The following is a 20,906-nucleotide window of genomic DNA, read 5'->3' as shown; positions in this document are numbered from 1 at the left end:
TTTTGAGGTTAACTGTATTCTTTTATAATCCAACACTTAAGCCGAATACAACCTGCTTGTTTACCGGGTAGTTACCAATATCCACTCCGAAGTTGGTATCAACACCACTTACTGCGGGGTCAGTACCTGTATATTTCGTAATAGTGAAAAGGTTAGTACCCTGAAGGAAGAAACGCAGTTTATCCAATCCTATCCTGTTCAGCATGGTTTTAGGCAAAGTGTATCCTACTTTGACACTCCTCATCCTGAAATAGCTGCCGTCCTCTACATAATAAGAATTCAATATACCATTTGTACTAAAGTTTGATACGTTTTCAAACCTTGGTACACTTGTATTCCTGTTATCAGGCGTCCAGGCATCAAGTACACGTGTAGATTTAGCGATACCGGCAAATGATGGATAGAAATCAGTGAACCATTTAGTAAAGTTCAATACCTCACCACCAGATACACCATAGAACAATGCTTCGAAATCAAAATTGCCATACATGAGGCGGGCATTGAAACCATAAGTGAAATCGGGGTTAGGGTTTCCGATATAAGTTCTGTCAAGGTCATTGATCCTGCCATCAGCATTGATATCTTCATAAATGAAGCGGCCGGGTGCAGCACCATCCTGGTCAGGTAATTTATCTACTTCAGCCTGGTCAGCAAACAGTCCGATAACATTATAACCAAAGAAGGCTGAAACCGGTTGTCCTACTGCGTTACGGATATCACCACCACCAATACGGTTGGTGAAGTTCACAGAGAAGAAATCAGTTCCTTCAGAAACCTTGGTGATCTCATTCTTATACTTGGTGATAATGGCATCCATTTCATAACGGAATTTGCTGGCGCGTCCCTTATAGGTCAGCATCAGGTCAACTCCGCTGTTTTCCATGGAGGCGATGTTAACGAAAGGACGTGTTGCCTGTCCAACTGTTGCTGGAAGGTTATCACGATAAAGCAGATCCTTTGTTTTACGCTTGTACCAGTCGAATATGATATCAAGTTTGTTCTCAAACAGGGTACCATCAAATCCGATGTTGATCGTTGTATTCTCTTCCCATTTTGCATTCGGGTTACCGATTCCAGAAAGAGCAAGACCAGACAATGTGCTGGAATTGGCGCCACTGATATCATAACCAACTGTTGGACTGGAAGAGGCAGTATTGAAGAGGTTGTTAGGGCTGATACGGGAGTTACCCATTTTACCCCATCCACCACGGATCTTCAATTCATTAAGCCAGTCTGTACCATCCATAAATGCTTCTTCAGTAATTCTCCAACCAGCTGAAACGGCCGGGAAAATACCATAACGATTGTCTTCGCCAAATACAGAAGCACCATCACGTCTTAAGGTACCACTGAAAAGATAGCGGTCATCATAACTATAATCTACTTTACCAAACTGGCTGAATAGTTTAGTGAGTGGGTTACCACCACTTCCTACGAAACGGCCGCTTGCATCAGTATTAGTAATTGTGAGATAAGTTGGGTTGATAGTGAATGGGTTCAGACCACTACCATTGAGACCACGGAAATAACCATCAGCAATGGCTTCGATACCGCCGATGAAGTTAATGTTGTGCTTTCCTATCTCCTGACCATAACGGATGGTGTTGGTCCAGGTCCAGCCACCGCCGTTACCTGCTCCTTCACCAAAAGTATAGCTACCAACATTTTCAGAATTCTCATAGGTCCTGTAGTTCAGGAACCTGTTCTGGAAATTGAAGAATGCTCCACCGAAACTGGACCTGGCGGTGAAATGCTCGAGGAAATCCACTTCTGCATAGAGGTTACCAAAGGCAGCAGAGCTATAACCCTTGTTATCTCTTGAGCGGATACGACGTGCAACCGGGTTAGTGGAGTTATTGAAACCTGGAGCTGTTGTTCCTGCAAAACCACCAGCTTCATCATAAAGAGGAATAAGCGGGTTGATGGTTAGGGCGAACATGATATCATTTTCACCGGCCGGACCACCAATATTGGGGTTTTCGCGGAAGGTGAACTGGAAGTTCTCCCCGAAACGAATGTTTGGCTTCACTTTAAATTCTGAGTTAAGGCGGAGAGAATACCTTTTCACATAGGTGTTCAATACCGTTCCTTTCTCATCATAGTAAGAGATACCAGCATAATACTTTGCATTTTCATTACCGCCCTGGAAGCCGAGGGTATGGTTCTGAAGACGTGCTGTTTCAGTTAATGCATCATACCAGTCAGTTCCTGCTTTATTAGCTCGGATGGCCTGGTAAACCGGTCCCTTGTCAAAATCCGTATTGAATCTGGATGGGTCAAGACGGGGATCATTAGCTGACAATCCGGAAAGACCGAATTCACTACCAACTTTCAGCCAGTCGGGAAGTACGGGTGTAGCGCCCGAACCATACTGTGGGTGGGTAAGAGGCTGGCCTGCCGCAGCAAGTGCTGCCCAGGTAAGATCAGCCTGCTGCTGTGGATTAAGGAGATCAATTCCGTTCCCGGGAATTGAATATCCATAGCTGAGGTCATACGTTACTCTCAGGCCCTGGTTGGCCTTTCCTTTTTTAGTAGTAACAAGGATAACCCCTGCAGATGCACGTGCACCATAAATAGATGCGGAAGCCGCATCTTTCAATACGGTTGTGGACTCAATATCATTTCCGTTCAGGAAATCGATATTGGTTGTAGGGATACCATCCACTACATAGAGAGGGTCGTTACCGGTGAATGATCCGAATCCACGGATCCTCACCTGGCTCACCGTTCCAGGCTGGCCAGAAGTGATAACAGTCAATCCGGGTACCCTACCCTGGAACTGCTGCTCCACGTTACCGGTCTGCACGGCCGCGAGTTGCTCTCCCTTCACTGTGGAAACCGCTCCCACAATGTTTTTTCTTTGCTGGCTACTATAACCTGTAACAACCACTTCACTTAATCCTGATATATCCTGGTCAAGTGAAATAGATAGAGAGGTCTGGTCACCAACAGTAATTTCCTTGGATGCATAACCGATGTTTGAAACCACCAGTACATTGCTTCCTGCAGGCAGCGTAAGCGAAAAATTTCCCTGCTCATCAGTCACAACAGCCTGCCTTGTGCCCTTAACCATAACGGTGGCACCTACGATAGGCTGGTTCAAACTGTTAAGTAATTTTCCGGTGATTTGCTTTTGGGCGCTTGCATCAAATGCAAGGAAAAGTAACATAAACGCGAGTAGTCTAGCCATTAATGGCATAGTGATTCTCTTTGGCATTGGCAATCAGTTGTTGGTTTGTAAAAATGCTTCTTGTTAAAAATGACAGACCCAATTTAACAATAATTTTTAATAACAATTTCTTTTTAATAAAAATTCCACCAAAATGTAAAGAATTGTGTATTAACACAATAACGAATGTTAGTTTGCATTAATGAGGCAATTAACGCTTTATAATGATGCTATAGCGCGCTTGTTTATCTTTGAAGGAATAATAATGCAGTATGCTTAAAATCGGAGTATTTGGGGTTGGTCACCTGGGGAAATTTCACCTGAACAACTGGCAGGAGATCAAGGATGTGGCCCTGGTAGGTTTTTATGACCCCAATAATGAGAATGCCGAGGCGGTAATTGAAAAATACAAGCTCAGGCGTTTCACCGACCCCGTAGAGCTGCTTCAGCATTGCGATGCCGCAGATATTGTTGCCCCCACCAACTATCATTTTGAAATGTGCCAGCTGGCCATCAGGAATGGGAAGCATGTTTTTGTGGAAAAGCCCCTTGCCGATACCATGGAAGAGGCGCGGGAGCTGGTAAAGCTGGTCAAGGAATCTAATGTAAAGATGCAGGTGGGGCATGTTGAGCGATTCAATCCCGCCTACCTCGCCACTAAAAATCTCAGGCTCGACCCTATGTTTATAGAGGTTCACCGGCTTGCCCAGTTCAATCCCCGCGGCACGGAAGTAAGCGTGATACTTGACCTGATGATACATGATATCGATATCATACTGAATATGGTGAAGAGTGAAGTGAAACATATCTCGGCCAGCGGAGTTGCGGTTATGACGGATACGCCGGATATTGCCAATGTGCGCATAGAATTCAATAATGGATGCGTGGCTAACCTTACCAGCAGCAGGATCTCCATGAAGAAAATGCGTAAAATGCGGGTATTCCAGAAGGATGCTTATGTTGGAATAGATTTCCTGAATAAGAAGACGGAGGTCATACGATTGAAATCAGACGCTGATGAAAATGTGTTTGAATTTGATATTGATACACCAAAAGGAAAGAAGACCATCGCCGTCGCCAATCCGCAGATACCGGAGGTAAATGCCATTAAACTTGAACTGGAACATTTCAGGGATGCCATCCTGAATAATACACCCACCATTGTTTCTGAAGTAGATGGTTTCAGGGCAATGGAAGTGGCGCACCAGATCATTCATAAGATCAGGCATAATACCATTAACACCTGATCAATATGAATAGATCCAAACCCATTTCTCCGGCAGCGTACGCTATAAGCGACTACCTGGCTGCCGCAGTGGTTTGGTTTGTATTCTTCCTGATACGAAATAACCTGCTGGGCTTTCCGACCTTTAACAATGGCATGCCCCAATTCAATTCGGGTTTTCTTTTAGGATGGGCAATTCTTCCTGTGTGCTGGGTCATCTTTTATTTTCTTATCGGAAGTTATCGTTCGCTTTACAAGAAATCAAGACTGGGTGAATTCACCCTAACGCTGATCGCCAGCCTCATTGGATGTACTGTAATATTCTTTGCCATCCTGCTCAATGATGATGATAAATCTCTCTCCTATTATTATACAGTATTCTTTTCTTTCGTGGCCTTACAAACCATGGCAACTTTTGGTGGGAGGTGGATCCTGCTGCAGAAAGCTAAGAATCAGTTGCTGCGTGGTGATATCCGTTTCAATTCAATATTGGTGGGAGATAACCAGACCGCAGGTAATATTTATAAAGCAACCGGCAAGCAACTTCAGAATGCAGGCTATTATTATTCCGGTTACCTCGCTGAACAGCCAAATGGATTAAGCAAAAAACTAACCTGGTTTGGGACACCCGACCAGATGGAAAAAATTATTGACGAGCAAAGAATTGACCTGGTAGTGCTGGCATTAGAAAGCAATAAACAGGCTGAGACGGAGCAGTTTCTCCGGCGTTTAAGTGAAAAGGATGTTGAGATAAAATTAATACCGAGTACCATCAGTATCCTTTCAGGTTCAATAAGAACAGATGATGTATTCAGTCCGCTGTTAACGGACATCCATAATGGATTGATGCCCGCCTGGCAGCAGAATATTAAAAGACTGCTTGATATTATTGTAGCAGTAATTGGCGGAATAATTTTATTGCCATTATTATTATATGTAGCAATCAGGGTGCGGCTCTCCTCTCCTGGCCCGGTGATATACAGCCAGGAAAGGATAGGATTCAAGGGTAAACCATTTCATATTCTTAAGTTCAGGTCGATGGTGCAGGATGCTGAAAAAAATGGTCCGGCACTTTCCTCTGATACCGATATACGAATTACGCCCTGGGGTAAAACAATGCGGAAATGGAGGCTTGATGAATTACCACAGCTCATCAATATTCTCAAAGGAGAAATGAGTCTTGTTGGCCCAAGGCCGGAGCGGAAATTTTATATTGACCAGATAGTTGAACTCGATCCTTATTTTCGTTATCTCCTGAAAGTGAAACCGGGACTAACCTCATGGGGCATGGTGCAGTTTGGTTATGCAGGCAACCTCGAAGAAATGTTGCAGCGCATGAAGTATGATCTTGTTTATATTGAGAACATATCACTGGCACTTGATTTCAAGATCATGTTCCATACTATACGAATAATATTCTCCGGTAAGGGAAAATAAAAGACCATTATTAACTGGATTTAATCATGATGGAAAAAACCTTCTGCTGTATTCTACTAACTATTTTATTTCATACACCGCTCCTGTCTCAAACAGATCAATGGCAGCAAAGGGTTGATCAGAAAATAAAGGTTACGCTTAATGATAAAGATCACTCATTGGATGGGTTCCAGGAGATGAATTACCAGAATAACAGTCCCGATACCATTCACTTTATCTGGATGCATCTCTGGCCCAATGCTTACAAAAATGACCGCACAGCATTCAGTGAGCAATTGCTCATCAATAACCGGACTGATTTTTATTTTAGTGATGAAGCAGCCAAGGGTTATATAAACAGGCTTCAATTTAAAGTTGATGGGATAACTGCGGCTATGGAAGATCATCCGCAACACCAGGATATCGCTAAAATAATACTTCCCTTTCCGCTGGCGCCAGGACATCGTGTTCTTATCACAACACCTTTTCATGTAAAGCTTCCACGCATTTTTTCGAGGAGCGGAAGGAAGAAAGGTTTCTATGCAATCACGCAGTGGTATCCTAAACCGGCAGTGTATGATGCATCGGGCTGGCATCCTATGCCCTATCTGGACCAGGGTGAATTTTACAGTGAATTCGGCCATCACGACATCACCATTACAACTCCTGAAGGATATATCATTGCAGCAACCGGAAATGCAGAACCATCAGAGCAAAAGAATGAACAAAGATTTCAGCAGGACAATATCCATGATTTCGCATGGTTCGCTTCACGTGATTTTAAGATACTTGAAGACACCATGGTTACCGGTAGCGGCAAAGAAATAAAATTGTGGAGCTACTATTTACCCGGGCAGGAAAAGCAATGGAAAAACAGCATCTCCTATATGAAAGATGCTATCCGGACAAGGTCAGAATGGATCGGTGATTACCCTTACGATGTAGTAAAAGTTGTTGGTGGATACCAGGGAGAAGGCAGCGGTGGAATGGAGTATCCCACCATCACGGTTATTAATGAAAGCGATGACAGTATGATGCTTGATATGGTCATCGCCCATGAGATCGGACATAACTGGTTCTATGGAGCCATAGCCAATAATGAGAGAACAGCGCCATGGCTTGATGAAGGATTGAATACCTATTACGATTACCGTTACAGGAAAATAAAATATGGTAAATCATTAAGGCAGGGAAAAGATATGGCGGATCGCTTCGGGGAATTGCCGGAACGCTCATTGATCAGGGCAGTTGAAAGCATTAAGAGAAGCCAGCCGATACAAACCAGCTCCGATAGTTTCAATAGTGCCAATTATGGATTGATGGCTTATTATAAAGCAGCCTGGTGGTTTGAGGAACTGGAAAAGAAAACTGGTACTCCCCTTTTTGACAGTATTTTCCGGACATGGTATCAGAAATATAAATTCAGGCATGCCGGCCCTGCGGAATTTCAACAGCATATCATGAATATGGCGGGCAATAGCAGTAAACATTTGTCGGCACTCAGCAGCAATGAAACTTTAGAAGAAAGCAGCAAAAAGACTACCAGGCTGGCATTGATCTTCAATAATAAAGACACGGATAAGTTCAGGTATATAAATTTTGGCCCTCTTGCCGGTTACAATCATTATGATGGAATAATGCCTGGCATTACCATTCATAATTATCAATTCCCATTACCACGATTGAGATTTCTGGCAGCCCCAATGTATGGCACAGGTAGTAAAACCATAACGGGATTAGCACATCTCTCCTACAACTGGTATCCTTCAGGCTCTTTGCATTCCATAAGTGTTGGATTGAATGCAGCAAGGTTCACGGCAAATAGTTATGAGGGGGAAGGTGAAAAAATAAATCTCCATTATAACAAGTTGTCACCCTTTGTTAAACTGACCCTTAAAGAAAGATCAGCATTATCAAAGAAAGAAACCTGGATACGAATGCGATCTTTTTTCTTCAGAGAAGATGGTCTTAGTTTCAATACCATAATTGACGGAGCAGATACAACTTATACAACCGGTAAATTATCTGCAGGAAGAAGTCTGCAGCAACTAACACTCTATACTGCCGATCACCGGGCATTGTATCCATATGAAATGGATCTGAATATTGATGTAAACAACCAGTTCACCCGCATCGCATTTACCGGCCAATATTTCTTCAATTACGGTACTAAAAAGAAAGGCTTAAGTACAAGATTCTTTGCTGGAAAATTTATTTACCATGGTGCGGCTACCACAGCCAAACAACTGGAGACAGAGAGATATCATCTTAATTTAACAGGGGCGAATGGATACGAGGATTATACTTATTCCAATTATTTTGTGGGTCGAAATGAATACAGTGGGTGGAAAAGCCAGCAGATAATGATGCGTGATGGTGGATTTAAAGCGCGCACCGATTTATTAAGCAGTAAGATCGGAAAAACGGATGACTGGCTTGCTGCCATTAATCTGAATGCGGATATTCCTGACAGTTATAATCCCCTGTCGCTCCTGCCAGTGAAGATACCATTGAAATTATTTGCTGATATAGGCAGTTATGCGGAAGCCTGGGATGAAGAGAATGAATATGGGAGGATATTATTTGATGCAGGATTACAGGTGAGCCTGTTTTCCGACATAGTAAATATCTATTTACCTTTTATCATGAGTAAACCATTCCGGAATTATAACCAATCGATACTGGGGGATAAGAAGTTCGGCAAATCAATATCATTCAGTATTGATATCCAGAAGGTCAGTAGTAGAAAAATGCTTGCAAAACTGGGATTATAATATGGCTGAAGCCGGGAAAATAAAACTTGTTAAGCGAAACCAGCTGGATACAGTTAAATGGGAGCGATGCATATCGCTTGCACCGAATGGACTTCTCTATGCAGAACATTATTACCTGGATATGGTGTGTGACCGATGGGATGCTTTGGTGATGGGCGATTATGAAGCCGTAATGCCCTTGCCCTGGAAATCAAAGATGGGGATACGATATCTTTATCAACCACCCTTCGTTCAGCAGGGCGGTGTGTTTTATGTGGCAGCGGATAATAATCTCGTGAATGCATTTTTACTCAAGGCCAGGCAACTTTTTCCGTTTGGTGAGATCAACCTGAATTTTCAGAACAATATTAAAAATGCAAGTGCGCGAAACAATTTCATTATCCATCTACACCAATCGTATGAGGATATACGGGTACGTTATAAAAATGATCTTTTAAGAAACCTGAACCGCCCGGATATTAAAGATTTGAAGTACTCAGTTACTAATGATCACCGGGCTATCGCAAAACTGTACCAACAGTTATATGCGGGTAGAATGTCTTATGGAAAGCAGGCCTTTGATGATCTGATAAGATTGTGTGAGCGGCTATCAGAAAGCGGACAATTGATTGCGAGGGTTGCCAGATCGGAGGGCAAACTGGCGGCGGGTTGCATTTGTTTCCGGGATGAAAAACGCATTTATCTTATAGCATCGGCAACTCCGGAAGAAGGCAGAAAAATGTCGGCCAACCATTTCCTGCTTGACGCGATAATAAGGGAATTTTCAGGTACTGATCTTATACTTGATTTTGAAGGTTCGGATCTGCCGGGAGTAGCGCATTTCTACCAGAATTTCGGGGCAGTGAATCAACCCTATTATTTCACCGGATGGAACCGGCTTTCCTGGCCATTGAGGATGCTCAAACCATCTTATGAGCAATTTGCGCTTACTTATCTATAACCCCATCTCCCTTTCTTCCAGTACTTTTTCAGCGATCAGCAGATCGAGGGGCCGGGTGATCTTTATATTTGAACTTTCGCCTTCAATGAGGTTTATTTTCACGCCCAACCGCTCTACCACGCTAGCTTCGTCGGTAAAGGATTCATGAAAATCCTGCTCAAAAGCATTGATGATAATGTCTGAGAAGAAAGTTTGCGGGGTCTGAATGATCCTCACTTTATTCCGGTCGATCTGTTCGTTACCGTTAACGGTTTCAATCCTGATAGTATCAACTGCGGTTGTTGCCGGTATTGCATTGCCCTTATCAACTGCCGCATCGTAACAGCGTCTTATCAATTGGGGGGTGAGTAAACATCTGACACCATCGTGAACAAAAACGATGGAATGTTTCTTGATATGCTGAAGACCGTTTCGCACAGAATGAAAGCGTGTTTCTCCTCCTACTGTCATCCATATCCTGTCAGGATCATATGTTGATCTTAATATATCCTGCCCTGTTTGAATGTGCTGTTCGGGCAATACCAATATGATCTGCATATCCGGAAACGAATCCAGGAAAGCATTGAGGGTATACCAGAGAAGAGGTTTATCCCGAACAAGGAGGAATTGTTTGGGTATTGTTGTACCCATGCGCAATCCAGATCCACCAGCAACAACAACTGCATATTTTTCCATACACTCAAAATACGAAATCCGTAATTTGCAAATATGGGTAAAATTAGGCACTATGTGCTTCCCGTTTTCCTTTTGCTGATGCTTGCATGTTCTCCGAAACAGGACCCGCTTGAAAAAGTTTTATCGATCAGGGAAATGGGGGAACTTGCCACCACAGAATATACTGTTACACGTATTGTTAAAGCCAGTGATGATAAAACCTGGTATAAGATCGGCGAAAGAAAAATACTCATGAGTGTTGAAGCCACTGTAAAAGCGGGTATTGATCTCCGGTCTGTTGATGCTGATAATATCACCATCAGTGGAAAATCCATTCGTATATTATTGCCACCACCAAAGCTGATATCATTAAAACTGCCACCGGAAAAAATTAAGGTGGAATACCAGGAAGTAGGTGTGCTGCGACAGGATTTCACCAATGCGGAACGCGATGCATTACTGGCCCAGGCTGAAGCGCAGATAAACCGCGATATTGAGGCAACAGGAATTTTCCAGACAACGGAGAAGAATACCCGTTTTGTGCTTACCAGGTTTTTGCAGCAATTGGGTTATGAAAATATTGATATCAGTTTCAATCACTCCTTCTTAAATCAGGAAAACCGATGAACAGGCTGCTCTTTAAAATAATTATCTACGCAGCTATTCTCACCGGTGTGTATTTTATTGCTGTTAGGGCGCAATGGATCCCTTCCATAAAAGAGCTTTTCCGGCCTTCCCCTATTCTTATTGATGAATCACCCCTGCTATTAAAAGAAATCAAACAGATCAATGAACTGGTAAGCATAACCGCTTTAGATGAAGTTGTTGTAAGTACTGTGAAACCGGCGCCATTAGGAAGTTTGAGGCAATTAATCCGTATCAGTTCGCCCCTGGGAGGATTGTCTATGCAAAGAATAGTATTGATCGTAAAGGGGAAAATTATTGCGGGAACTGATCTGTCTAAATTAAATGAGGGCAAGATGTTTATACAGGAAGATTCTGTGTCCATTACCTTACCAAAATCCATTTACCTTGATATAATTGTAAATCCATCAACCACTGAAACTTTCCTTGAAGAGGGTGAATGGACGCAAGCAGAAGTAAACGCCCTGAAACAAAAAGCGATTGATAAATTAAGGGAACGTGCCAACCAGCAGGGATTATTACAAAAGGCCGATGCGCAATCGCTAAGGGTGATGCATGATTTTCTTTGGGCGCTCGGATATCGCCGCATCAGGGTGGTAACAGAATGAGGGTTTATTTATTAATAAGAAGTTTACATTCAGCCAGGAGCTTTTCCTTGTTTATGGCGGCGGTTCCTACTTCTTCACAAACAAGTCCGCCTGCAATATTGGCCATTTCTGAGAACAGTCCGATATCTCCGGTAAGCGCATAAACAAGGGATGCAACAGCAATAACGGTATCACCTGCACCAGACACATCCGCGATATTCCTGCGGTGTGAAGGTATGATGGCCGCATTGCCGTTATTCTGGTAGAAAACACCTTCTTCAGACAGGGTGATAAAGGATATCCTATGTTCAAGCACTTCCTGCAATCTTGTATGTACCTGTTTCATGGACTCCAGACTGAGTTTCTCGAGCGAAAGGTTCAATCCCTCTTTTACTTCTTTGAGGTTAGGCTTGAAAATATCCACTCCCTTGTAAGCGAAGAAATTCTTTTTCTTGGGGTCAACCGTTGTTATAACGCCATGTTGACGGCATAAATGAATGATCCTGGTAATAAGGCCCTCCGTTAAAACACCTTTGTTATAATCTTCAAAGATCATCACGGCAGGTTTTTCACTGGTGATGTAATCGCTAACGCGGTCATATATCGCGGATTCAACTTCGAGGTCAATGTCGGCGATGGTCTCACTATCGAGCCGCATCATTTGCTGGTTTCGGCTAATGATCCGGATCTTATTGGTTGTTTTGCGGGCATGGCTGAAAATAATATAGGAGGTATCAATGCCCTGGTCGGTAAGAAGTTTATCAAGCACCTGGCCATCTTCATCTTCACCCAAAACGGAGAAGATATTCACTTTAGCGCCCAGTGATACAAGGTTCAATGCTACGTTGCCTGCACCGCCAATTCTTAGTTCGCGCTCATCAAGGGCAACTATCGGAACCGGGGCTTCCGGGGAGATGCGTTCCACCTTTCCCCACCAGTAGGTATCGAGCATCACATCTCCAATGACACCTACCTTTATATCTGAAAAACTCTCAAATAATTTATTGAAATCCATTAAATCGATTTGTCAATATGTTTTTTTCCCGCCACTGCCATATAATAAACTGGTATTCCTACCAGGACAATCACCAGTCCAAAAGAGGCAAATTTAGGCTTAAAGAATAATAATGCGATACACATGGCGGTTGCCAGAAATATATAGATCGCTGGCAGTACCGGGTAACCGAATGCTTTATAAGGACGGGGGATTTCTGGTCTCATTTTTCGAAGTCGAAAAATGCCTGCTATGGTGAGGATATAAAATATCAAAACAACAAATACAACATAATCAAGCAGGTCGCCATATTTACCACTGAGGCAGAGAATACAGGCCCACAAACATTGAATCCAGAGTCCACGCTCGGGAACACCATTTCTATTGAGGTTTGCAGCCTTACGGAAGAACAGACCATCTTTGGCCATTGTGTAATAAACTCTTGCACCTGAAAGAATGAGTCCGTTATTACATCCAAAAGTTGATACCATGATCATGATGGCGATCACGATGGTGCCGGCTTCACCAAATATATTCTGCGAAGCAGCTACTGCCACCCGATCGTTCTCTGCAAATGCTATCTCATTCAAAGGCAATACGGCAGTGTACATGAGATTAGCGCTCACATAAATAATGGTTACTATCAAAGTACCCAGGAATAAGCTTAAGCCAATATTTCTTTCAGGTCTTTTGATTTCACCCGCAATGAAGGTCACATTGTTCCATGCATCGCTGCTGAATATAGAACCAACCATTGCGGCTGCCAGGGCACCTATTATGGCAAATAAAGTGGGGTATGATGTTTTTTGAATGGTCTCCCCTACAAACACGAGATCATCACCACCCTGGGTTCTTTCAAGTTTACCAAAGCTCCATGCGTCAGCCCAATTCGCATCCCAAATACCTGCCTTTGCCCCCAGGAGAAAACCAAAAACGATTAGTCCGAAGAGCGCCAGTAATTTGGCCAATGTAAAAGTTGTCTGAATCAGTTTCCCTTCCTTGACTCCACGGGTATTGATATAGGTTAGTAACACAACCAGGATGATGGAGACCAGCTGGGCCGCCGATATCTGGATATAATTCAGGTCGAGTACAATATTCTTTTCACTTAAGCTGGGAAATATATAGGCAGCAAATTTCGAAAAAGCCACTCCTACTGCAGCAATTGTACCGGTTTGAATAACGGCAAAAAAACTCCAGCCATAAAGAAATCCGATGAGGGGATTATATGCTTCTTTGAGATACACGTACTGGCCTCCAGCCTTGGGGTACATGGCGCTTAGTTCGCCATAGCTGAGGGCCGCAGTGAGGGTCATAAATCCCGTGAGTAACCATACAAAGATCAGCCAACCTGCGCTGCCTACATTGCGGGTAATATCGGAGGCAACAATGAAGATTCCGGACCCGATCATGGAACCAGCCACCACCATGGTGGCATCCAATAATCCCAATGTCGGTTTAAAATTAGAAGCCGATTGACTCATATACAGCGGTTAGGGCCGGAAGATAGTTAAAAGAGGGGAAAATGGGAAGATGGTGCTCTCCATCTCTCCATCCCTCCATCTCTCCAAATCATTTCTTCTTATACGCTTCATTCAGCCCCTGGATAAGCTGGTCGGTAATATTGTAAATAGTATCCTTGTAGAACATGAGTTCCGGCTCATAAGAGATGATATAAGAATATCCCTTCGTTTTATTGAACTCTCTCAGGTAATCCTCGATCTTATTTTTGATGTTCTTTTTATAGTCCATCTTCAACGTTTCCAGTTGTTGCTCAAGCGTAAGGCGACGTTGCTGGTAGTTCTGCTGCATCTGCGCATACTCCCGTTGAACGGCATCTGCTTCTGACTGGCTCATGCTGGAACCTTTCTGCTGCCATTCACTGATTTTTTTCTGGTAGCTGCGTTCAAGTGAAGCAAGTTCCTTATTCATAGATTCTTCTTTCACCTTTAACTGGGCAAGGGCATCTTTGAAGAATTCATATTTTCCTTGTAAAGAATCAATATCGAAATAGGCAATACTAAACTCCGGTTTTTCTTCAGGCTTTACGCCTTCCTTACCTGTAACCACAGCGGGTTTACTGTTTCCGGAGAAATGTTTAACAAGAAGAAATCCACTAATCAGGGTCGCGATCACACTCAGAACTAAAGAAAGTTGCTTCATGAAATTTAGTTTGATAGGGGCAAATTAAGTGGTTTAATCAGAATGAAGTAAAAGCCATCTTAATTCTTGAGAAATTTAACTAAAAGAAAGGTGTCTGACACTTGCCAGACACCTGAAAATATTGGTGCCTGGCATTTGCCAGGCACCTGTTAAAAATTATTCTTCCTCGTCGAAATTCATGGCTTCGCGGGTAGTTTGCAACAGCTCATATTCTTCCTTGCTACCAACGATCATGTTTTCAAAATCACGCAGACCAGTACCTGCCGGAATCTGGTGACCAGTGATCACGTTCTCCTTCAATCCCATCATATCATCGGTCTTACCGTTGATAGCCGCGGTACTAAGCACCTTGGTTGTTTCCTGGAATGAGGCGGCAGATATCCAGCTTTGTACACCCAGTGATGCCTTGGTGATACCAAGCAACAGCGGATGAGAAGTAGCTGATTGTGCATCGCGGTACTCTACGAGTTTCTTATCGGCCCTGCGGAGGATAGAATTCTCTTCACGCAGATCACGAAGGTTCACGATCTGCCCTGCGCGCATCCTGCTGCTATCGCCGGGTTCTGTAACAACTTTCTTGTCATAGATCCAGTCGTTCTCTTCAATGAAATCAAATTTATCAACGGTATCATCTTCCAGGAATTTGGTATCTCCCGGATCAACGATAGAAACCTTCTTCATCATCTGGCGTACAATAACCTCGATGTGTTTATCATTGATACGCACACCCTGCAAACGGTATACTTCCTGGATCTCATTCACTACGTACTCCTGTACAGCAAACGGACCTTTGATATTAAGGATATCACTTGGGGCGATCTGGCCATCAGATAATGCAACACCAGCTTTTACGAAGTCACCATCCTGGGCGAGGATCTGGCGTGTTAGTGGAACAAGGTATTTCTTGGTAACGCCATCACGTGCTTCCACAATGATTTCGCGGTTACCACGCTTAATTGCTCCAAATGCAACAACACCGTCAATTTCAGAAACAATGGCAGGGTTACCCGGGTTACGGGCTTCAAAGAGTTCTGTTACCCTTGGAAGACCACCGGTGATATCACGGAGCTTTCCGAGTACACGTGGGATCTTCACAACAACCTGTCCGGCCTTCACCATTTCACCTTCTTCCATGATCACATGTGATCCAACCGGGAGGTTATATTGTTTTACCTCTTTTCCTTCAACAAGGATAGAAGGGATTTTGGTTTTGTCTTTTGATTCAATTACCACTTTCTCGCGGTGACCTGTTTGCTCATCAGCTTCTTCACGGTAAGTGAAACCTTCAAGTACATGTTCAAATTTGATGGTACCAGGAATTTCAGCGATGATAACGTTGTTATATGGATCCCATGTGCAGATAACATCACCCTTCTTCACTTTCTGACCATCTTTAACGGTTAGTGTTGCACCATATGGAATGTTAACTACGTTAAGCAGTCGGTCATTCTCTACATCCATGTTCCTGATTTCACCGGTACGGCCGATAACAACCTGAACTTTTTCACCTTCCTGGTTTTCGGTGGTTACAGTACGCAATCCGTCGAACTGCATTGTACCATCGAATTTGGCGAGGAGTGAAGATTCTACTGAAGCAGATCCTGCCACACCACCCACGTGGAATGTACGAAGGGTAAGCTGTGTACCAGGTTCACCAATCGACTGTGCGGCAATGATACCAACGGCATCACCATTCTGCGCAGTATAACCGGTTGCGAGGTTCTTACCATAACATTTCACACAAACACCACGCTTGCTTTCACAGGTAAGTACGGAGCGTATCTCAACTGTTTCAATTCCTGATTCTTCAATACGCAAAGCTGTACTTGCACTGATCTCCTCTCCTGCTGTAACGATCAATTCATCATTAAGAGGATCATATATATTATGCAGAGAATTTCTTCCTTCAATCCTGTCTTTCAGTGGCTCAATGATATCTTCATTGTCCTTAAGGGCAGTTGTTGCAATACCACGAAGTGTACCGCAATCTTCTTCTGTGATCACTACGTCCTGCGCCACATCCACCAGACGACGGGTAAGATAACCGGCATCCGCTGTTTTAAGGGCGGTATCGGCAAGACCTTTACGGGCACCGTGGGTAGAGATGAAGTAGTCAAGTACGTTCAGGCCTCCCTTAAAGTTGGAGAGGATCGGGTTCTCAATGATCTCTGATCCGGTAGAACCACTTTTACGTGGTTTGGCCATGAGTCCGCGGATACCAGCCAGCTGTTTTACCTGCTGCTTGCTACCACGTGCTCCTGAATCAAGCATCATGAATACAGAGTTGAAGCCCTGCTTATCATTCTGCATTTCACGTATAAGGGTTTCCGTGATACGGGTATCTACCCGGCTCCAGATATCAACTATCTGGTTATATCGTTCATTATTGGTGATAAGACCCATGTTGTAGTTATCCCAAACTTCATCAACTTCCGTTTTGGCCATATCCAGCAACTTGCCCTTGATCTCCGGAATGATAAGATCCTGTGGATTAAATGACAATCCACCACGGAAGGCCATCCTGAATCCGAGTGTTTTGATATCATCCAGGAACTTCGCAGTCTTGGGAACGTTTGTGATATTGATGATATCACCGATGATATCTCTCAGGCTCTTCTTAGTAAGAAGGGCGTTAATGAATCCAACCTCTGCAGGTACGTGCTGGTTGAAGAGTACGCGGCCAACAGTTGTTTCAATACGCTTCATTTCCAGCTTACCATTTGTGCGAACATTGGTCCTCACATTGATGGGAGCATGAAGGTCTATCCTGTCTTCATTATAAGCAATGATAACTTCCTCAGGTGAATAGAAGGTCATACCCTCTCCACGCACTTTCTCTGTTTCGGTAGATTTCTTGCCCTTGGTAATATAATATAGTCCAAGTACCATGTCCTGAGAAGGAAGTGTAATCGGGGTACCGTTCTGCGGGTTAAGGATGTTGTGAGCTGAAAGCATCAGAAGCTGTGCTTCCAGAACAGCAGCATTACTCAATGGTACGTGAACGGCCATCTGGTCACCATCAAAGTCGGCGTTGAAGGCTGTGGTTACCAGTGGGTGTAATTGAATGGCTTTACCTTCAATCAGTTTAGGCTGGAAGGCCTGGATAGACAGTCGGTGAAGTGTTGGGGCTCGGTTAAGCATAACCGGGTGACCTTTCAGGATATTTTCAAGAATATCCCAGATAACGGGTTCCTTTTTATCAACGAGTTTGCGCGCGCTCTTAACTGTTTTTACAATTCCTCTTTCAATAAGCTTCCGGATAACAAATGGCTTGAACAACTCGGCTGCCATGTCTTTCGGCAGACCACACTCATGCATTTTCAGTTCAGGTCCAACTACAATTACAGAACGACCTGAATAGTCAACACGCTTACCAAGAAGGTTCTGACGGAAACGACCCTGCTTACCTTTCAGTACATCAGACAATGATTTCAGTGCGCGGCCGCCTTCTGCTTTAACAGCATTTGATTTACGGCTATTATCGAACAATGAATCAATGGCTTCCTGCAGCATCCGCTTTTCGTTACGCAGGATAACTTCAGGGGCTTTGATCTCCAAAAGTCGCTTCAGACGGTTATTACGGATGATCACCCTGCGGTAGAGGTCATTCAGGTCAGAAGACGCGAAACGGCCACCATCAAGGGGAACAAGCGGACGAAGTTCAGGAGGTATTACAGGAATATATTGCATAACCATCCATTCCGGACGGTTAGTGATTCTGCTATTGGCATCGCGGAATGCTTCAACCACACTGAGACGTTTCAAGGCATCAGCTTTACGCTGTTGTGAAGTTTCAGTTGCAGCGGCATTACGGAGGTCATAACTTAACTGGTCAAGATCAATACGGGAAAGCAGGTCATGAACCGCTTCCGCACCCATCTTTGCTATGAATTTGTTTGGATCCTCATCTGGCAGGTACTGATTATCTTTTGGAAGCGTTTCCAGCATATCGAGGTATTCTTCTTCAGTAAGAAGATCACCAACATTCTGACCTTTATCAGTGCGGATACCCGGCTGGATCACCACAAATCTTTCATAATAAACAATGCTCTCGAGTTTCTTTGAACTCATTCCGAGCAGGTAGCCGATCTTGTTAGGAAGACTTTTGAAATACCAGATGTGCACTACAGGAACCACAAGTTTGATGTGGCCCATGCGTTCGCGGCGAACCTTCTTCTCTGTTACTTCAACACCACAACGATCACATACTATACCCTTATAACGGATGCGCTTGTATTTACCACAGGCACATTCGTAATCTTTCACCGGTCCGAAGATCCTTTCACAGAAAAGACCATCGCGCTCGGGCTTGTAGGTACGGTAGTTAATGGTTTCAGGCTTCAACACTTCACCGTAACTCTTCTCCAGGATCGAATCGGGTGATGCCAGTCCAATCGTGATTTTCGAGAAATTAGACTTGGGACGATTTTCTTTTTTGATAGCCATAGATATACTGCAGATTGTGTTTTATGGATCCTACCTCGCGGGCTTAACCGGTACTACATACAAATTCCTGCTCGTTTTCACCTCTTGAGATGCCAACGAAACAGGTTGATTACCAATACTTTATATAGAATATACCTAGCTTTCCCAACTTAAATAGTTGGCAAAGATAATAAAATACACCGATTGAAAAAAAATAGACTCAAACAATGCGCTTTTGGCGGGCAAGCAGGGCCTTTTGGCGGATCACTTCCTGTACGGGCATCCCGTTAACCTTACTTTCAAGCCAGCTGATCACATCCAGGTATGAAAAAGTGCGGGTTTCACGGGGATCATTTTCATAAGGTTTAATAATCTCCAGCAGTTTACTAAAAGCTGCCTTCTCGGAGCCGGCAGAAAGGCCGAATGATTTCCGCAGAAAGCGGAACATTTCCTCCTCAACAACACTCAGACTACCCATTTTAGCCATGAAGCGGTAAACCGATTTGATCTGGTACTCCAGCAGATCAGTATTATTCAACTCATAATGCGCTATCAAATGTAGGAGCCTGGCGTAGCACTGGAGGTCGGTGCGGAGGTCAACTTTCCAGTTAATGATCTTTTGCAGATAGTCAATGGCCCTGCCATTATTTCCACTACCGAAATAGAGACATGCTATCTTATAATAGAAGACGAGCACGCGGTGACGGTCAAGCTGAAGTGCATATTCTTCCAGTTTTTCCTCCAGGTATGGCACGAGGGTGAGGCCCTCGGTAAAGGTGCCGCGAAGAAAATGCTGATTGAGCCGTCCCAGCTGCAGGTAGACAAAGGCCTGTATCCGGTTATTATCATTTTGCTGAACCACTTCCTCCTTTTCAAGCGCTTCAAAAAGTTCAAGCGTTTTAGCAAATCCCGGTTCATTTTTCAGGTCGAAGTGTGCATTCAGCAGATTATGGAGTCCTTTTATATACTGTAATGTTTCCACCTTTACCATTTCAGGGAATTTTTGAAATAGCTCCGTCCACTTGGTGGTATACCGGTAATACATCAGGAAATCCTGCCTGATAAAGGCATACCAGCAATAGCTCTGCGCCATATAAAGCTGCTCATAGAATCCCCTCGATTGGGGGGCACCTGCAGGCATATGACGCTCAAAGAAGGCATCAAGTTCAGATTCATCCTTTTTATTGCGGGCATGTCCATGCCTTATATACCAGTCGTACAGCAGAAGCGACAAATTAGAACTGGCACTAATACCTTCAAGCCTTTTGGTGACGGCTTCAGATTCGTGTACCAAAGTAGAGGCACGGTGCTCGCTGCTCCTGGTGATATGAAGCGCCTCGATCTTTTTCTCAAAGAAAATTGCCTGCATCAGGAAAGTGGCCTGGTTGTGCTGGCGGGCAAATTCCTTAAGTTTATCGAGCATTTTCAAACTCTGCAGGTAGAGTCCTTTATTATACAGGATCCTGGCATAGCCCATCTGTTCATGGAGAAGGATATCAATATTCTTGTCATCTCTTATCAGGAGTAGACTTTGCAAGATGAGACGGGTAAGATGGGCCTTAAGGTTGGAAAGTTGTTGCTTTTTTATTCCCGGCGTTTTCTTAAGTAATACCGCATCATCATATTCACCCATTTTATCAAGGGCATCAAACAGCTCGATAACCTTGAGGTTCTCCGCTGCGGAATTACGGGTGACATATAGCTTAAAATTCCGCTTTTCCGATTTCTCGAGCGATTTCACGAGTTGAAACAAAGCATCCACTGTTCGGTTGGGCATCGTAATTGTTCTTGATAAAAATCCTTGCCTGTAGGGCATTTGGGGGCATTATATGCCCTTTACCGACTGTAATTTACGGGGGATTTTGATTTCTTTCCGCCTCCAGTCCTCACTACTTTCGGTATGCGGGTTCCTGT

Annotated in this window: 13 protein-coding genes; 6 read left to right on the top strand and 7 right to left on the bottom strand. The window is 43.8% G+C overall.

All coding sequences use genetic code 11. The features are described 5' to 3' along the window. Nucleotides 1–22: 22 nt before the first annotated feature. Nucleotides 23–3,217, bottom strand: a complete 3,195-nt coding sequence (locus tag V6M43_RS02470; protein ID WP_332732449.1) for a SusC/RagA family TonB-linked outer membrane protein — start codon at nucleotides 3,215–3,217, stop codon at nucleotides 23–25. 224 nt (nucleotides 3,218–3,441) lie between these two features. On the opposite strand from V6M43_RS02470, the gene V6M43_RS02465 reads away from it, so the two are divergent. From V6M43_RS02465 to V6M43_RS02450, 4 genes are read left to right on the top strand one after another with little or no spacing between them, the layout of a single operon-like run. Further along, a complete protein-coding gene (locus V6M43_RS02465) occupies nucleotides 3,442–4,416 on the top strand; it encodes a Gfo/Idh/MocA family protein (RefSeq protein WP_332732448.1) in 975 nt (324 codons plus the stop codon). Between the two features lie 5 nt (nucleotides 4,417–4,421). Then, nucleotides 4,422–5,831, top strand: a complete 1,410-nt coding sequence (locus V6M43_RS02460; RefSeq protein ID WP_332732447.1) for a sugar transferase — start codon at nucleotides 4,422–4,424, stop codon at nucleotides 5,829–5,831. A gap of 26 nt (nucleotides 5,832–5,857) precedes the next feature. Next, nucleotides 5,858–8,584, top strand: coding sequence for a M1 family metallopeptidase (locus tag V6M43_RS02455; RefSeq protein WP_332732446.1), 2,727 nt, complete (start codon nucleotides 5,858–5,860; stop codon nucleotides 8,582–8,584). Nucleotide 8,585: 1 nt separating this feature from the next. Continuing rightward, nucleotides 8,586–9,524, top strand: a complete 939-nt coding sequence (locus V6M43_RS02450; protein ID WP_332732445.1) for a GNAT family N-acetyltransferase — start codon at nucleotides 8,586–8,588, stop codon at nucleotides 9,522–9,524. Here V6M43_RS02450 and V6M43_RS02445 read toward each other — a convergent pair. Continuing rightward, nucleotides 9,519–10,199, bottom strand: coding sequence for a 2-C-methyl-D-erythritol 4-phosphate cytidylyltransferase (locus V6M43_RS02445; RefSeq protein WP_332732444.1), 681 nt, complete (start codon nucleotides 10,197–10,199; stop codon nucleotides 9,519–9,521). The two genes, V6M43_RS02450 and V6M43_RS02445, sit on opposite strands and share 6 nt — an antisense overlap. 33 nt (nucleotides 10,200–10,232) lie before the next feature. Between V6M43_RS02445 and V6M43_RS02440 the strand changes: the two genes are divergently transcribed. Together V6M43_RS02440 and V6M43_RS02435 are read left to right on the top strand one after the other, a co-directional pair. Continuing rightward, nucleotides 10,233–10,805 carry a DUF4230 domain-containing protein gene (locus V6M43_RS02440; protein ID WP_332732443.1) on the top strand — a complete coding sequence of 191 codons (573 nt, stop codon included), beginning with the start codon at nucleotides 10,233–10,235 and terminating at the stop codon, nucleotides 10,803–10,805. After that, a complete protein-coding gene (locus V6M43_RS02435; RefSeq protein WP_332732442.1) occupies nucleotides 10,802–11,431 on the top strand; it encodes a DUF4230 domain-containing protein in 630 nt (209 codons plus the stop codon). Before V6M43_RS02440 ends, V6M43_RS02435 begins: the two co-directional genes overlap by 4 nt. A 4-nt stretch (nucleotides 11,432–11,435) precedes the next feature. Here V6M43_RS02435 and V6M43_RS02430 read toward each other — a convergent pair whose 3' ends face one another. The 5 genes from V6M43_RS02430 to V6M43_RS02410 all read right to left on the bottom strand — a co-directional run bounded on the left by V6M43_RS02430 (nucleotide 11,436) and on the right by V6M43_RS02410 (nucleotide 20,769). Continuing rightward, nucleotides 11,436–12,425, bottom strand: coding sequence for a bifunctional heptose 7-phosphate kinase/heptose 1-phosphate adenyltransferase (locus V6M43_RS02430; RefSeq protein WP_332732441.1), 990 nt, complete (start codon nucleotides 12,423–12,425; stop codon nucleotides 11,436–11,438). Next, nucleotides 12,425–13,888 (bottom strand): APC family permease, encoded by a 1,464-nt coding sequence (locus V6M43_RS02425; RefSeq protein WP_332732440.1) that lies wholly within the window; start codon nucleotides 13,886–13,888, stop codon nucleotides 12,425–12,427. Before V6M43_RS02425 ends, V6M43_RS02430 begins: the two co-directional genes overlap by 1 nt. Before the next feature lie 88 nt (nucleotides 13,889–13,976). Next, nucleotides 13,977–14,567 (bottom strand): OmpH family outer membrane protein, encoded by a 591-nt coding sequence (locus tag V6M43_RS02420; RefSeq protein WP_332732439.1) that lies wholly within the window; start codon nucleotides 14,565–14,567, stop codon nucleotides 13,977–13,979. Between the two features lie 156 nt (nucleotides 14,568–14,723). After that, nucleotides 14,724–19,013: a DNA-directed RNA polymerase subunit beta' gene (gene rpoC / locus V6M43_RS02415; protein WP_332732438.1), complete on the bottom strand. Its 4,290-nt coding sequence runs from the start codon at nucleotides 19,011–19,013 to the stop codon at nucleotides 14,724–14,726. Between the two features lie 199 nt (nucleotides 19,014–19,212). Further along, a complete protein-coding gene (locus V6M43_RS02410; RefSeq protein ID WP_332732437.1) occupies nucleotides 19,213–20,769 on the bottom strand; it encodes a hypothetical protein in 1,557 nt (518 codons plus the stop codon). Between the last annotated feature and the right edge of the window lie 137 nt (nucleotides 20,770–20,906).

The sequence above is a fragment of the Flavihumibacter sp. genome (assembly GCF_036676075.1).
Taxonomy (GTDB): domain Bacteria; phylum Bacteroidota; class Bacteroidia; order Chitinophagales; family Chitinophagaceae; genus Flavihumibacter.
Note: the sequence above shows the minus strand (reverse complement) of the source record. Positions and strands in the feature narration are given on the sequence as shown.

Excerpts from the sequence above, each read along its gene's own strand:
- V6M43_RS02470 (WP_332732449.1), bottom strand. The coding sequence starts at position 3,217 with ATGCCAAAGAGAATCACTATGCCATTAATGGCTAGACTACTCGCGTTT.
- V6M43_RS02465 (WP_332732448.1), top strand. The coding sequence starts at position 3,442 with ATGCTTAAAATCGGAGTATTTGGGGTTGGTCACCTGGGGAAATTTCAC.
- V6M43_RS02460 (WP_332732447.1), top strand. The coding sequence starts at position 4,422 with ATGAATAGATCCAAACCCATTTCTCCGGCAGCGTACGCTATAAGCGAC.
- V6M43_RS02455 (WP_332732446.1), top strand. The coding sequence starts at position 5,858 with ATGATGGAAAAAACCTTCTGCTGTATTCTACTAACTATTTTATTTCAT.
- V6M43_RS02450 (WP_332732445.1), top strand. The coding sequence starts at position 8,586 with ATGGCTGAAGCCGGGAAAATAAAACTTGTTAAGCGAAACCAGCTGGAT.
- V6M43_RS02445 (WP_332732444.1), bottom strand. The coding sequence starts at position 10,199 with ATGGAAAAATATGCAGTTGTTGTTGCTGGTGGATCTGGATTGCGCATG.
- V6M43_RS02440 (WP_332732443.1), top strand. The coding sequence starts at position 10,233 with ATGGGTAAAATTAGGCACTATGTGCTTCCCGTTTTCCTTTTGCTGATG.
- V6M43_RS02435 (WP_332732442.1), top strand. The coding sequence starts at position 10,802 with ATGAACAGGCTGCTCTTTAAAATAATTATCTACGCAGCTATTCTCACC.
- V6M43_RS02430 (WP_332732441.1), bottom strand. The coding sequence starts at position 12,425 with ATGGATTTCAATAAATTATTTGAGAGTTTTTCAGATATAAAGGTAGGT.
- V6M43_RS02425 (WP_332732440.1), bottom strand. The coding sequence starts at position 13,888 with ATGAGTCAATCGGCTTCTAATTTTAAACCGACATTGGGATTATTGGAT.
- V6M43_RS02420 (WP_332732439.1), bottom strand. The coding sequence starts at position 14,567 with ATGAAGCAACTTTCTTTAGTTCTGAGTGTGATCGCGACCCTGATTAGT.
- rpoC (WP_332732438.1), bottom strand. The coding sequence starts at position 19,013 with ATGGCTATCAAAAAAGAAAATCGTCCCAAGTCTAATTTCTCGAAAATC.
- V6M43_RS02410 (WP_332732437.1), bottom strand. The coding sequence starts at position 20,769 with ATGCCCAACCGAACAGTGGATGCTTTGTTTCAACTCGTGAAATCGCTC.